Genomic DNA, 15,234 nt, shown 5'->3' with positions numbered 1-15,234 from the left:
AAAGGAGAGAAAATGACAGAAAAATCAGGTCGAGAATATTCACTAGCAAATACTAGAAATATTGGAATTATGGCTCATATTGATGCTGGTAAAACTACAACAACAGAAAGAGTTTTATACCATACTGGTAAAATTCATAAAATTGGTGAGGTACATGAAGGTGCTGCAACTATGGACTGAATGGAACAAGAACAAGAACGTGGTATTACTATTACTTCAGCCGCAACAACTGCTGTTTGAAGAAATAATCGAATAAATATTATTGATACTCCGGGTCACGTTGATTTTACTGTTGAAGTTGAACGCTCATTAAGAGTTTTAGACGGAGCAGTTACTGTATTAGACGCGCAAACTGGAGTTGAACCACAAACTGAAACTGTTTGAAATCAAGCAACTAGGTATAATGTACCAAGAATTGTTTTTGCAAATAAAATGGATAAAATTGGGGCTGACTTTGCTCATTCAATTCAAACATTAAAAGATCGTCTTGGTGCTAATGCTCATGCAATTCAATGACCAATTGGTGCAGAAGATGCTTTTGATGGAATTATTGATATAATTGAGATGAAAACATACCATTTTGATGGTAAACCAAATGAGGATTATAAAGAAATTGCAATTCCTGAAGAACTTAAAGATGTTATTGCAAGTAGACGTGAGGAATTATTAGAAGCACTTTCTCACTTTGATGATGATTTCTTTATGAAATATGCTGAAGGAGAAGTAACGGTTGCTGAAATTAAGACAGTAATTCGTAAAGCAACAATTGCTGCTGAGTTTTTCCCAGTATTATGTGGTAGTGCTTTTAAAAATAAAGGTGTTAAATTAATGTTAGATGCAGTTATTGATTACTTGCCTTCACCATTAGATGTACCTGCAATTAAAGGAATATTACCTGTTTCATCAAAAGAAGTAGAACGTCATTCTAATGATGAAGAACCTTTCTCAGCGTTGGCATTTAAGATCATGACTGACCCTTTTGTTGGAAGATTAACTTTTTTTAGAGTATATTCGGGAACATTAGAATCTGGTAGTTATGTATTAAACTCAACTAAAGAAAAAAAAGAGCGTGTTGGTCGAATTTTACAAATGCATGCCAATAGTCGTGCCGAAATTAAAAAGGTTTATGCTGGTGACATTGCTGCTATTGTTGGCTTAAAAGATACAACTACTGGTGATACATTATGTGATGAAAAACATGAAGTTATTTTAGAAAAAATGGTATTTCCAGAACCAGTTATTTCATTAGCGCTTGAACCTAAAACAAAAGCTGATCAAGAAAAAATGAGTTTAGGTTTACAAAAACTTGCAGAAGAAGATCCAACATTCCGTGTTTCATCAGACAAAGAAACAGGACAGACAATTATTTCAGGAATGGGAGAACTGCATTTAGACATCTTAACTGATCGTTTAAAACGTGAATTTAAAGTAGCAACTAACATTGGAAATCCACAAGTTGCTTATCGTGAAACAATTAAAGCAGTTTGTGAGTGCGCTGAGGGTAAATATATTCATCAATCAGGTGGTCGCGGCCAATATGGACATGTTATTATTAAATTTGAACCAAATCCAGATAAAGGATTTGAGTTTGTTGATAAAATTGTTGGTGGTAAAGTGCCACGTGAATACATTAAACCAGTACAAGAAGGATTAATTGAATCATTAGCTAATGGTTTAATTGCTGGATATCCAGTTATTGACGTTAAAGCAACATTATATGATGGTTCATTTCACCCTGTTGACTCTTCAGAACGTGCCTTTAATATTGCAGCTTCTAAATCTTTACAAGATAATAAAGATTTATTAAAACCAGTATTATTAGAACCAATTATGAATGTTGAAGTTATTATCCCAGATGAATATTATGGTTCTATTGTTGGTAAAATTTCTGGTAAAAGAGGTACTATTGAAGCAGATGAAATGCGTGGTAATAGTAAAGTTGTTAAAGCTAAAGTTCCTTTATCTGAAATGTTTGGTTATGCTACTGAATTACGTTCAATGACCCAAGGACGTGGAACATATACAATGTCTTTTTCACACTATGAAGAAGCACCAAAATCAGTTGCTGAAGCAGTTGCTGGTAAATATCAAAAAGGAAGAATTACTAAAAAAAAATAATTTAATTGAAAGTATAATAACTTTACTTTAAAATTATCTTAGTGTTTAATTTAATTAAATAAAAATAAGTATTAATTATTTTCAGGAGGAAACAAAAATGGCAGAAAAAGAAGTAAAAAAATCAAAGCCTGTATCAACAGGCCCAAAACAAAAATTTGAACGTACAAAACCGCACGTTAATGTTGGAACAATTGGTCACGTTGACCACGGAAAAACAACATTAACTGCTGCAATTACTAGTTATTGTTCAAAACATGAAGCAGATGGATATAAAGGTATGTTTAAGGACTATGCTTCTATCGATGCTGCTCCAGAAGAAAAAGCACGTGGTATTACTATTAATACAGCTCACGTTGAATATGAAACACCAACTCGTCACTATGCACACGTTGACTGTCCAGGTCACGCTGACTACATTAAAAATATGATTACAGGTGCAGCTCAAATGGATGGTTCAGTGTTAGTTGTTTCTGCAACTGATGGTCCAATGCCACAAACACGTGAACACATTCTATTGGCGCGTCAAGTTGGAGTTAAAAAAATTGTTGTATTCTTAAATAAGTGTGATATGGAAAGTGTAGATGATGACGTATTAGAACTTGTTGAAATGGAAATTCGTGAATTACTAACTAAGTATGAATTTGAAGGTGATGATACACCAATTATTCGTGGTTCTGCAAGAGGAGCATTAGATGGTAAAAAAGAATGAGAAGAAAAAATTAAAGAATTATTAACAGCAATGGATGAATGAATCCCAACACCAAAAAGAGAAGTTGATAAACCAGTATTATTAGCTGTTGAAGATGTTTTCACTATTACTGGACGTGGAACAGTAGCTACTGGAAGAATTGAACGTGGAACTTTAAAAGTTAATGATGAAATTGATATTATTGGTATTAACAAAGGTCTTAAAAAAGTTGTTGTTATTGGTATTGAAATGTTCAGAAAATTATTAGATGAAGCACAAGCTGGTGATAACGTTGGAGTATTATTACGTGGAGTTAAACGTGAAGATATTCAACGTGGACAAGTTATTGCTAAACCAGGATCAGTTACTCCACATACTAAATTTAAAGGTGAAGTTTATATTCTAACTAAAGAAGAAGGTGGACGTCATACTTCATTTAATCCAGGATATCGACCACAATTTTATTTCCGTACAACTGATGTTACAGGAAGTATGGGAGACTTTATTAATAAAGGTGAAAAATCAGAATTAATTATGCCAGGTGATAACGTTACTATTACTGTTGAATTAATTCACCCAGTTGCCCTTGAGAAAGGTACTCAATTCTCAATCCGTGAAGGTGGAAGAACTGTTGGTGCCGGTCAAGTTACTGAAGTTATTAAATAATCACATTAAATTAAAAATCTTTATTCTCAAAAGAGAATAAAGATTTTTAATTAAAAATATTTTAGTAGTAAAATTAATTTATAGAAAAGAGATGACAAATCAATGCCTTATGTTAAAGAGCTGGAAAGTCTAATTTTAAATCGTAAATCAATTCGTAATTATGATCCTAGTAAAATTATTAGTGATAGTAAAATTAACGATATTCTTAACTATGTGCGTCATACCGCATCTTCATATGGTTTAGAACCATGAAAAATTTTAGTTATTAGTAATTCTAAAATTAAAACACAATTGCAACCAATAATAAATAATCAACAACAAGTTAGTACTTGTTCACATTTATTTATTTTATTAAGTTATAGTGCTGAAAATTTCAATACTAGTAATCAATGATTTGTTGATACTGTTATGAAAAGACGTAATTTAACAAAACCACAATACGAAATTTATAAATCAACATTTAATAATTTCTTTGATCATGACAAAAAAACACAAATAAATCATTGGGCACAATGTCAAACTTTTATTTTATTACAAAATCTTTTATTATTATTAACTGCTCATGAAATTGATAATGTTGTATTAGGTGGTTTTAATGAACAACAATTATTAACTTACTTAGAATCAAATAAGATTATTGAACCTAATAAGTATCATGTTACAATTTTAGTGTCTGCTGGTTATGGTTATCCATCAAAAACTAAAATTATTAAAAATGAAGTTAGTGAAATCAGTACGCTTATCAAATAAATGTATTAGAAAAGGTATTCAATAGAAAAATTAAAAATAAATAACTTAGATATTGAATTAAATATTAATGTTATTGGTAAATTTTTAGATAAGATTGAATATCCAATTCTTATTTTTGATTTTGAGACTTTTCGTAATTTATTACATAAAAAAAAGAACAATTCGTATGTTCATGATTTTGAAAAAATTTTTTCAATTGCATTATTAATTATTAATAAAAAAGAAGATTTAAGCGTTGAACTTGTCAAGAAAAGTGGACAATAAAAGTAACCTTTTATTAAATTTTATAAAATAGCGTTTGTAAGTGTTAAATTTATAGGTATGAAGTAATTATTTGTTGGTTTGGAATGAGCTAATCGATATTCGATTGGACTCATTCCTTTTAATTTTATTTGAGGTCGATAATTATTATAAAAGTAAATATATTTAGGTAAGTTGTCTTGTATTCATTCAATAGTTCTATTTTTTCTTGGAATTTGATATAGAAATTCTGTTTTCATTGTTCCAAATCAAGTTTCAGTAGCACCATTATCACAGGAATTACCTCTTCTAGACATTGAAATTTTTATTTTTAATTCATCACATAAAATTTTATAAGAAGGATTTGTATAATGAAATCCTTGATCTGATTGTAAAATTCATGAAGTAGGTTTTTGAGCATTAACTCAAGCTTGGATAATGTTTTGGACAACAAATGTCATGTCTAAACTTGCACTTATTTTATAATCTAATATTTCATTATTATGAAAATCTTTAACAATTGATAAATAATATGTTTTACCATTAGTTAATAAATAAGTTATATCAGTACCTAATTTTTCATTTAAATTAGTAGTTGAAAAATCACGTTTTAATAAATTATCATATCTTAAACTTCCTGATTTAGTTCTATAATCAAATTTTTTTATGCGAACCTTAGCTTTTAAACTCATATTTTTCATATATCTATATACAATATGAAATTTTAATTTTAAATTATAAATTTTGTTAATTCATAAAGTTATCATTTTATAACCATAAATTTCTTGAAATTCATAAAAAATATTTTTAATTATATTAGCTAAAAATGTATCTCATTTATTAAATTCATTCATTCCATTCTTAATTCACTTATAATATCCTGATTTTGAAACATTTAATAATCAACATAAATAACTAATCTGATATTTTTTCTTCAATGAGAAAATCACAAAATATTTCTTCTTTTTTGTCGATTTTTCTAAATACTTTTTTATATCGTTCATTGCCTCAATATATTCAATTAATTCTTGTTTTGTCATTTCATTAAAATTTAAAGATTTGGGTCGACCTGTTCTTTTGGTTTTTTTAGCACGAATTCCATTGCCATATTCTAAACCTTTTTCACCTAATAATTTATATGCTTTAATTCATTCTTTTATTGATGATCGACCAATACCATACTCTAATGCGGTTTTATCAATTGTTTTAATTTTACTTATTTTTATTATTTTTAACTTTTCTTCTTTTGATAGTCATTTAGCCATAAAAAAATGAACACCTTCCTTAAAGTATTTTTAACACAAAGGTTACAATTCTGTGTCTACTTTATTCTAGATGTTCAGTCTTTGGGACTTTCCAGCAATCTGTGTAACTTACTGATTTTACAACTAAAATTTATTTAAAAAACACAGTTTTTAGGAAAGTCCCCAGTCTCTCCACCACAAGTGACGACACTTATACTTGTTACTCCAATTAAAGTTACTACTGCTAGACTACTTAGTAATTTCTTCATATATGTTTACCACCTAATCTTTAATATTTTAATACAATCATTTTACATGATTTCTATATCAATAAAAATAAACATGCTATTAAAATTAAAATAGTAATATTAAAAAATTACTATTAATTTAATATATTCTCAATAAAGAGATAAATTTAAAAATGTTACAAAAAATATCAGAAATTTTAATTAAATAATTATTTTTTGGTTTATTCTTCAGATACTCTATTATATTGTAAAGATTACGGATCTGTAGCAAAATAATATTTTTTAAATTGATTTTCTAAATTTAAAGTTTTCTTTAATGCAGAATAACAAGTAATAATTAAAAAAACATTAACCGTTAAATCAATAGGATATTTTATAACTCTTAATGGAAAATACATTAATCATAAAGATGATAATCTAGGAAATAATATTTTTAATGCAATAGGATTAGTACCAGTAATAATTAATGAAGTAATAGCATAAGCAATTGGCAAATATCAATAAAATGTCTTTTTACTATAATAAATTTTACTAAAATTTAATACTAAATAGTAAGGTAATATACATCATAAAATACTAGTAAAAGTAAAAAATAAACATGGTGATGCACCACTAGTACTAAATAATAAACCTAAAAAATCGCTGGCAATACCACTAAGAAACCCTAATATTCCAGCACAAAAGAAACCAATTAAAACTAATATAAAATTACCCAATTTAATTTCAAAATATTTAGAAAATGGTAAACTTTTTAACATTAAAGCACCTGTTGTATTTAAAGAAACAGCTAATGCTAACATTATTCCACTTAAGCAAATAAATTTTATTTGCTTTATCTTTTTTTTATTATCTTTATAATCAAAAACTGTGATCAATAAAAAAGTAATTAAAATTAACACTCCACTAATTATATTCAATAACAACACATTCATTTAATTACCACCCTTTTTTATCATAATTATTTTCTTTGTTCTTAAAAAATTATAAACATCTGCCAAAAAATAAGAAGAACCCGTAATTAAAATTATTTTATGAGGGCTACATTCAATCATTTTTTGATAATCAAAAAATTCACCAGTAATACTATTTAAATTACTATTACTACAAATAATAATATTATCTGAGACTTTTTTTAAACAACTAATTAATTTTTGTGGATATTTATTTTTTAAACAAGAAAATATAATTTGTTGAGGAATAATTTTATTAATTTTTAGCGTTTTAATTAATGCTTTAATACCATCAATATTATGAGCAGCATCAAAATAAATAGTTTTATAATTAATTTGATATTTCTCAAATCGTAATCTAATATTAGTATCATTAATGATTTTTAAAGCTTGTTTAATATTAATTTCTAAAAATGTTTTTGAAATTACTGTTAAAACTAATTTTTTATTTTCTTGATAGTATGGTTGGTTGATTAATCTTGGAGAATATATAGGTTTATAACCTTCCATATCAATTTGCTTTTTTAATTTATTATTTAAATTACCTGAAATAAAAATATTTTTTGTCATTGGTTTTACTATTCCTAATTTTTGATGTAATATTTCAGATATAGTTTTACCAAGTCTATCTTGATGATCTTTACCAATTGAAGTGATAATAGCATATGTTGCATCAATGATATTTGTAGGATCAATTTTTCCACCAATCCCAACTTCAATTATTGCTCATTGCACATTTTGTTCTTGAAAATAAATTAATGCAATTAAAGTTAAAATACCAAAAAAACCTAATTGATAATATTCAATATCATCAAAAATCAAGTCTCTAATACGAACTAAATCTTGATTACTAATCATTCTATCATTAACAATAATTCGTTCATTAACAAACTCAATATGGGGAGAAGTAAATAAACCAATTTTTTGTTTTAAGGTTTGTGATAATATAGCAAAAATTAAACGTGATACTGAACCTTTACCATTTGTTCCAGTTACATGAATATACTTAATATTATTGTTTAAATATTTTGGACTAATAATTTTTAATTTTTTTAAACAATCTTTATTTGAATATTTAGATATTTTTTTAAAAAATTCTTCATTCATATTTTTAAAATCCTTTTATTTAATAATTATTATTATCAATATTAATTAAAGGATTAACGGTTCTTCAAGTCACATAAATTATAATTGAATTAATTATAATTTTAAGAGGTGCTTGCACAATTCTCATAATTGCTGTTACTCCATAATCCTTGGCATTAGGATCAAATAAAGTCATATCAGCATAGGAGGCTATAAGCACTGTTGTTACATACTCAGCTACTACCGCTAATAAAATAATTGGTAAAATTTCTTTAATTCTATAAATTTCTTTTTTCAATAAATAATAAAATAAAAAACTATAAATACTTAATAGGCCAATAATGCCACCACCACCCATAATACTAGCCAGAACATATTTATTAACAATAATTCCTGACATAGAATATGATGATTGCTTACTTGAAATAACAATATACATGCCGCCACCAGCAAAGAAAATAATAAAAAAATTAATTAAAGCAAAAATAACTCATGGATAATCTTTTAGTTTTACTTTAAATATTCCAGCAATTCCTGCCAAAAAACCAGTAAAAATAATACAAAACATATAATAAACGCTAATATATGAAGGAACAAATAACATTACTAAAATATCTGTTACTGCAGCACAAATAATACCTATAATTGGACCAAACATATAACCGGTTATTTTAATCATTAAACCCTCAAAAGCAATTCTAATTGGTGGTAATACTGTAATGGGTATCGTAATAGAAACAATAATAGTTGCCACAACTGATACTGAAGATAACATTGTTATATAAGCAATATTTTTAGTAGTAAAACGAACACCTTTATATTTATCTTTACGAAATCATTTTCAAAAACTATTCATTAAAATATATGCTAACATTATGCTACTTAAAGTAATAATTAAATAAATAGCTGTAGATCTACTAAATAAATTTAAGGTATTTAAATCATATCGTTGAGAAAATATGTGATTAAATATTAAATTATTGGGCATTTAAATAACCACCATTCCCGAAATATTCTTTAAAACTATATTAATTTTAACAAATATATCATAACATTGTTTGCTTAAATACATATAATAAAATTAGTATTTTTTTATTTTTATCACTTAATGGGAGTTTTATTTTTTGAAATCAATCAATTATTAGTTTTGCTAAATGGTCTTGAATTAAAAAAACCATTATAAGCACTTAAAGGTGAAGGATGTGCACTCTCAATAATAAAATGTTTTTCTGTATCAATTAGCATTTTTTTATTTCTTGCATTTTTACCTCATAAAATAAAAACAAGATTAGTACAGTTTAAATTTAAAAATGATAAAACATGATCAGTAAAAGTTACTCATTGATATTGTAAATGACTATTAGGTTGACTTTGTCTGACAGTTAAAGTTGTATTTAAAAGCAAAACTCCCTGTTTAGCTCAAGTTGTTAAATTACCATCATTATCTTTTTCAATATTTAAATCATTTTTTAGTTCTTGAAAAATGTTTTTTAAACTTGATGGTAATGGAGTATTTGTTTGAACACTAAATGCTAAGCCATGAGCTTGATTTGGCTGATGATAAGGATCTTGACCTAATATTATTACTTTAACCTTTGATAAAGGAGTTATTTTAAAAGCTTGAAATATTTCTTCTCATTGAGGATAACAAAGATAAGTTTGATATTCCTTTTTAATATCTTCTAATAATTTAGTAAAATATGCTTCTTTATATTCTTGTTGAAAAAATTCTAATCATGAGGAATCAACAAATAAAGTTTTATTATACATTTTTTTCACCTACTACTTATGATAACTTTGATTATTAAGTATTTGTAATGAACGATATATTTGTTCTAATAAAACAACATAACATAATTGATGAGGTAATGTTATTTTACCAAAGGAAATTTTAATTAAATTAATATTGTCTTTTAATATTTGTGCTACATCATTACTACCGCCAATAATAAAACCAATTTTACCTTGTTGATAAATTTGATTTTTATTAATCATCTGTGATAATTGTTCACTACTTATTAATTGTCCTGATAAATCTAATAAAAATCACTGATAATCATTATTCTTTGATATGTATTCGGTGATTTTATTGGTTTCAATTTTAATATTATTAGGAATTGAATTTAATTTAGATTCTATAATATTTTTTGTTTCAATATTAGTTCGCTTTTTAATTCGTTTTAAATAATCTTTGGCGGCTGATTTTCAATATGTCTGTGACAACTGGCCAATACAAACAATTTTAATATTTATCATTATAATTCTGAAAAAGCCATGTTATTTATTCTTTCATGAACCACTTTATCTGGGTTACGAAAATCAACATCACCCAAAGCTTTATCAATAGTATTTGGATTAATAACAACTATTTCTTTTTTATTTTTATCAACTCATAAACTAAAAATTACATCAATTTGAATATTAAAATCAATTTTAAAAGTCTTATTCATTTTTGAATCTTTCATTATAAAGAATAAGTGAATTCAACCTTTTTTAATAATAGTTTTATTTTTATCATCTTTAAAGTCAGTAATTTTTGGTGAAACAATACTAGTTTTAGCAACTTTTGAAGGGTTTTCTGCTTCTGTTGCTGTTTCATATGTAACATATCAATAACCATAATATTGCTGTTTAGATATATCATTATCAGTTAAATCAAAAACTAAAAGACTTCCATTTGCATCTTTACAACTAAATGGTTCATTCATTACTTTTTCTGGATCATTATTAACATTATAATTAATACTCTCATAATTACCTGATTTATATTGGTCACTATTGTAAAAATCCCTAGCGGCATCTGTAACTTCTAATGCATTACGATCAATTCTAATTTTGTCTGCTGCTAGTTGCATAAATGCAGCGAGTGGTTTGTATAAAAGTTTAGTATCATATTGATAGTATTTATTATAAACATAATCAACTAATGGGTCACCTTCTTTGTTTGATGGCTCGTTTTCAAAATTTGCTTGAATTTTTAAACCATCTCCAGTACCACAAGCCACAATAGTACTCACAGAAGAAGAAAGTAAACTAAGTGTTGAAAATAAAGTGATTAATTTACGCATTTGATTGTTATTCTCCTTAATCTAAATAATAATTAAATATTCACTAAGAATTGTAACTTATTTTTTTATAAAAAACAAAAGGAAATTCATATAGGTAAAAATACATTTTTTAAACCTGAATTGTAAATATAAATGGGACAAATGGGACAGTTTTTAAAATAATTGTATTAAGTCTATTGGGCTTTTATAAGATAGTGATTTTCTGGGTGTAGAATTAATTTGAAATGCTATAGAATTTAAGTCTTTTTGTTTATATAAAGATAGATCTGTAGATTTTGGTAAATATCTTCTTAAAATACCATTATTATTTTCATTTAAACCTCTTTGACAAGGTTTGCCAGGATCTGCAAAATAAATCTTAACATTGCAAATTTTTTCGATTAATTTTCATTTACTAAATTCTTTACCACGATCAAAAGTAATAGTTTTAACTGTTCCTTTTTGTAACTTTGAAATAAATTTTATTATACTTTTTGTAATATTTTCTGCTTTATGATTTTTAGAAACTAAAGGAATTGTGGTTTTTGATCATATATCAGCTAAAGTAATAATAGAACTTTTATGATCTTTACCAATGATAGTGTCACCCTCTAAATGACCAAATTCTTGTATATTTTTAATATTAGGAATGATTAAATTTCTTTCATGAATAGATTTACAATTATTAATTCGTCCTCTAGTTTCTTTTCGTTTATGAGGTTTATTTTTTCCTTTTCTCAATAAGTTATTTTCATCAAAACCCATTCGATTTGTTTTAAACATGTTATATAAAGTTTTTGTTGAAATACTTTTTATTTTATTTTCCTTTAAAAAATTAGCAATTATATCAAGCGCATAATTTTTAGTAATTAACAAATAATTAATAGTATTAATTTCTGTTAAAGTTAAAATTATTAATTTTCTACCTGCATTTTGCTTCTTTTTTTGAATTTGATTCAATATTTCTAATGGTAATAAGTTTTGATTTAATAATCTGCAAACTCTATGTACAGTTGATTTACTATAATCAACAGCTTTTGCTATTTTACGAATTGAAAATTCATAACTTTTATATTCTTTTATTGCTATTATTGATTCAATAGTCAGATACTTATACATTGTGCTAATTCCTTTCTTTTCTTAATTATAGAATTAACACAATTTAATTTTTATATAAATGTCCTTTTTAATTTTACAATTCAGGTTTTAAAACTACCTGAATTAGTAAATTGCTTAATTCAATTATAAGTAGCTGCTCTTGTAACATTGTACTCTTTAGCAAGACAAGACACTGACTTACCACTTTGATATAAAGCTACTATTTGTTTTTTAAATTCATCTGAATATGAGTTAATATTGGCCATAATTATAGTTCCTTTCTTTTAACTAATTTGTTCACTTGTCTACGTAATTAGTGTCCAATAAAGTGGAACCCATCCAGATTTTATTAATGAATAAAAAAATAATATATTAACTATAACCATAAATATCAAAAATTATTTAAACTTTTAATTGAGTTTAATTCTACAAAAAAGTTTAAATTTGTCGATATTTACTAGTTTTTTTCAAAACTTAAAGAATGATTAAAACAAAAAAAATATTAATTTAAATATATTTGATAATTCAATATTTTATTATTTTTTATTTGTATTTGAAATAAAAAGATTTTTTTTAATGATAAAAAAATATAAATTTTTAAATCTAAAAATATTTCTTATATAGTAGGCAATAATAACCTAGAACCACAAACAATAAAATGCATTATTAAAAATAAATTTATAACTAAGAAAAATTAATTTGTAAGATTATTAGCATTGACTATATAATATTAAATTTGAATTTATTTATTTCAAAAAATAAATTTTTAATAAAATAAATTATGATATTATTTTAAAGCGTATTATTTTCTGAAATAAATAATAAGTTACTAACAATGTAAATTTAGATTTTAAATTTATCAATTGTTATAATAAGAATAAATTTGTAAAGGGTCAGGTGAATTTTTATGTACAGTGAAAGTTTAAAAAATAATTTAAATGAAGATATTAGTAAGCATTTTACACATTTAAAAACAATAGAAAAAGATTATAAAATTACTCATGAAGGTGTATCAAGAATGGTAATGCTTGATCGTTATGCACAAAAAGATAAAAATTTAATTTCTTTAAAACCAGGTGATTTGGTAATTAGTATTATCCGTGAAGATGCTATTTTTCCAACTAGAGGAATTGGTTATGTTGTTGAAGAATTAGAAAATCAAGTTTATGCTATCAAAATTGAAGATGAATACCTCGGCTCAATTGATCCTGAACTAATAAAAATTTCTGGTAAAGCTGGCATTATCCACAAACAAAAATATGAACTTGAAAAACCACTAGAGTTATTTTATGAACAAATTGCTTATCGTGTTAGTAAATCATTAACTACAAAAGAATCACCAAAATTAAGATCTATTTATTTATCCCAATTTTATGAACAATTAAAATCGCTAAATATAGTACCTGCTGGAAGAGTTTTATATGGGGCTGGTAGTGATTCTGATGTTACTTTTTTTAACTGTTTCGTAATGCCTTTTATTCATGATTCACGAAGTGGAATTGCTGCCCATCGTCAAGAAGTTATGGAAATTATGTCACATGGTGTTGTTGTTGGTTCTAATGGTTCAACACTAAGACCAAAAGGTACTGTTGCTAAAACAGTTGGTGGTAAATTTTCAGGAGCTGTTTCTTGATTAAACGATTTATCTACATTAACTCATTTAGTAGAAAAAGGTGGATCACGACGTGGCGCACAAATGATTATGCTAGCTGATTGACATCCAGATATTATTGAATTTATTATTTCAAAAATGCAAAATGCAAAAATTTTATTATGGTTAAAAGAAAATTCAAAATCAAGTTTAATTCGTGATGAAGCAAGTAAAAAATTAAAATTTGAAGTACTTAGTGACCAAGATCGTAATATTTTTGAATCATTCTTAAATAATGAACAACTTTTTAATGAAGAAATAATAGAAAATGCTAAAAATAAACTAGCACTTGGTGGATCTTGAGAAGTAATTAAAAGTGATTTTTTAACCGGAACTAATATTTCAGTAACAATTAGTGATGAATTTATGAATGCCGTTGCAACAAATGGTAAATGAAATTTACGTTTCCCTGACTTAGATAATTATACTGTAAGTCAAAAACAAGCTTATGACGAACATTGAAATAAAATTGGTGATGTTCATGATTGAGAAAAAATGGGTTACCCAATTAAAACTTATTATACAATTAATGCATCTGACTTATGAGATTTAATTAATTTCTTTGCTACATATTCAGCAGAACCTGGTATTTTTTTCATTGATAGAGCTAATGAAATGACTAATGCTCAAGCATATGGTATGCGTGTTGTTGCTACTAATCCTTGTGGTGAACAACCATTAGCATCCTATTCAGTGTGTAATTTATCAGCAATTAATTTAGCTAATTTTGTTAATAAAAAAACAAGTGAAATTCTTTACGATGAACTAAGTAAATCTGTAACAACTTGTGTTCGTATGCAAGATAATGTTATTGACAGCACTCCATACTTTTTAGAAGCAAATAAAAAACAAGCACTTGGTGAACGAAGAATTGGTCTAGGAGTAATGGGTTTACATGATTTACTAATTTGAAGTAATCTAAAATACGGCTCAAAAGAAGCTAATGAAGTAGTTGATAAAATTTTTGAAACTATTACTACTAGTGCTTATCGTGCATCAATTAATATTGCTAAAGAAAAAGGAAGTTTTCCATTTTTAAAATCACGCGAAGCATTTATTAATAGTGGATTCATGAAAACAATGCCTGAAGACATCAGAAATGATATTCTTAAATATGGTATCCGTAACTCACATTTATTAACTGTTGCTCCAACAGGTTCAACTGGAACTATGGTTGGTGTATCAACAGGACTTGAACCATACTTTGCCTTTTCATATTTCCGTTCAGGAAGACTTGGCAAATTTATGGAAGTAAAAGCAAAAATTGTAAATGACTGATTACAGTATCATCCAGAATTTAAAGAAAAACCATTGCCAGATATTTTTGTTTCAGCAATGCAATTAACACCTGAAGATCATGCTAATGTACAATGTATTATTCAACGTTGAGTTGATTCTTCAATTTCAAAAACTGTTAATGTGAACATCTAGAATAAAGTAGACACAGA

At 26.0% G+C, this 15,234-nt stretch carries 14 protein-coding genes; 5 read left to right on the top strand and 9 right to left on the bottom strand.

Features of this window, described 5'->3' with window-relative positions:
- The first annotated feature begins 12 nt into the window (after positions 1 to 12).
- From fusA to ACQH20_RS01070, 3 genes are all read left to right on the top strand, one after another.
- Positions 13 to 2,118 carry an elongation factor G gene (gene fusA, locus ACQH20_RS01080; RefSeq protein ID WP_425377203.1) on the top strand — a complete coding sequence of 702 codons (2,106 nt, stop codon included), beginning with the start codon at positions 13 to 15 and terminating at the stop codon, positions 2,116 to 2,118.
- A 97-nt stretch (positions 2,119 to 2,215) separates the two neighbouring features.
- A complete protein-coding gene (gene tuf / locus ACQH20_RS01075; RefSeq protein ID WP_425377202.1) occupies positions 2,216 to 3,472 on the top strand; it encodes an elongation factor Tu in 1,257 nt (418 codons plus the stop codon).
- 102 nt (positions 3,473 to 3,574) lie between these two features.
- Positions 3,575 to 4,222: a nitroreductase family protein gene (locus tag ACQH20_RS01070; protein ID WP_425377201.1), complete on the top strand. Its 648-nt coding sequence runs from the start codon at positions 3,575 to 3,577 to the stop codon at positions 4,220 to 4,222.
- Between the two features lie 284 nt (positions 4,223 to 4,506).
- On the opposite strand, the gene ACQH20_RS01065 is transcribed toward ACQH20_RS01070, so the two are convergent.
- Positions 4,507 to 5,727: an IS3 family transposase gene (locus ACQH20_RS01065; RefSeq protein ID WP_281748226.1), complete on the bottom strand. Its 1,221-nt coding sequence runs from the start codon at positions 5,725 to 5,727 to the stop codon at positions 4,507 to 4,509.
- A 6-nt stretch (positions 5,728 to 5,733) separates the two neighbouring features.
- Between ACQH20_RS01065 and ACQH20_RS01060 the strand changes: the two genes are divergently transcribed.
- Positions 5,734 to 5,865, top strand: coding sequence for a hypothetical protein (locus ACQH20_RS01060; RefSeq protein WP_425377200.1), 132 nt, complete (start codon positions 5,734 to 5,736; stop codon positions 5,863 to 5,865).
- Between the two features lie 343 nt (positions 5,866 to 6,208).
- Here the strand turns inward: ACQH20_RS01060 and ACQH20_RS01055 are convergent, their stop codons facing one another.
- The 8 genes from ACQH20_RS01055 to ACQH20_RS01020 all read right to left on the bottom strand — a co-directional run bounded on the left by ACQH20_RS01055 (position 6,209) and on the right by ACQH20_RS01020 (position 12,401).
- Positions 6,209 to 6,754, bottom strand: coding sequence for a hypothetical protein (locus ACQH20_RS01055; protein WP_425377199.1), 546 nt, complete (start codon positions 6,752 to 6,754; stop codon positions 6,209 to 6,211).
- Between the two features lie 132 nt (positions 6,755 to 6,886).
- Positions 6,887 to 8,011 carry a bifunctional folylpolyglutamate synthase/dihydrofolate synthase gene (locus ACQH20_RS01050; RefSeq protein ID WP_425377198.1) on the bottom strand — a complete coding sequence of 375 codons (1,125 nt, stop codon included), beginning with the start codon at positions 8,009 to 8,011 and terminating at the stop codon, positions 6,887 to 6,889.
- A 19-nt stretch (positions 8,012 to 8,030) separates the two neighbouring features.
- On the bottom strand, positions 8,031 to 8,978 hold the full coding sequence (locus ACQH20_RS01045; RefSeq protein ID WP_425377197.1) for a hypothetical protein: 948 nt from the start codon (positions 8,976 to 8,978) through the stop codon (positions 8,031 to 8,033).
- Between the two features lie 110 nt (positions 8,979 to 9,088).
- Positions 9,089 to 9,760 carry a uracil-DNA glycosylase gene (locus tag ACQH20_RS01040; RefSeq protein WP_425377196.1) on the bottom strand — a complete coding sequence of 224 codons (672 nt, stop codon included), beginning with the start codon at positions 9,758 to 9,760 and terminating at the stop codon, positions 9,089 to 9,091.
- Positions 9,761 to 9,772: 12 nt separating this feature from the next.
- On the bottom strand, positions 9,773 to 10,246 hold the full coding sequence (locus ACQH20_RS01035) for a 23S rRNA (pseudouridine(1915)-N(3))-methyltransferase RlmH (RefSeq protein WP_425377195.1): 474 nt from the start codon (positions 10,244 to 10,246) through the stop codon (positions 9,773 to 9,775).
- On the bottom strand, positions 10,246 to 11,058 hold the full coding sequence (locus tag ACQH20_RS01030; RefSeq protein ID WP_425377194.1) for a hypothetical protein: 813 nt from the start codon (positions 11,056 to 11,058) through the stop codon (positions 10,246 to 10,248). Before ACQH20_RS01030 ends, ACQH20_RS01035 begins: the two co-directional genes overlap by 1 nt.
- 153 nt (positions 11,059 to 11,211) lie before the next feature.
- Positions 11,212 to 12,156: an IS30 family transposase gene (locus ACQH20_RS01025; protein ID WP_425377193.1), complete on the bottom strand. Its 945-nt coding sequence runs from the start codon at positions 12,154 to 12,156 to the stop codon at positions 11,212 to 11,214.
- A gap of 50 nt (positions 12,157 to 12,206) precedes the next feature.
- Positions 12,207 to 12,401, bottom strand: a complete 195-nt coding sequence (locus tag ACQH20_RS01020; protein WP_425377192.1) for a transposase — start codon at positions 12,399 to 12,401, stop codon at positions 12,207 to 12,209.
- A 641-nt stretch (positions 12,402 to 13,042) separates the two neighbouring features.
- On the opposite strand from ACQH20_RS01020, the gene ACQH20_RS01015 reads away from it, so the two are divergent.
- Positions 13,043 to 15,217, top strand: a complete 2,175-nt coding sequence (locus tag ACQH20_RS01015) for a vitamin B12-dependent ribonucleotide reductase (protein ID WP_425377191.1) — start codon at positions 13,043 to 13,045, stop codon at positions 15,215 to 15,217.
- The last annotated feature ends 17 nt before the right edge of the window (positions 15,218 to 15,234 follow it).

Origin of the sequence: Spiroplasma endosymbiont of Aleiodes alternator, assembly GCF_964031135.1 — a bacterium.
In the GTDB taxonomy this organism is placed as follows: Bacteria; Bacillota_I; Bacilli_A; order Mycoplasmatales; family VBWQ01; genus Spiroplasma_E.
Note: the sequence above shows the minus strand (reverse complement) of the source record. Positions and strands in the feature narration are given on the sequence as shown.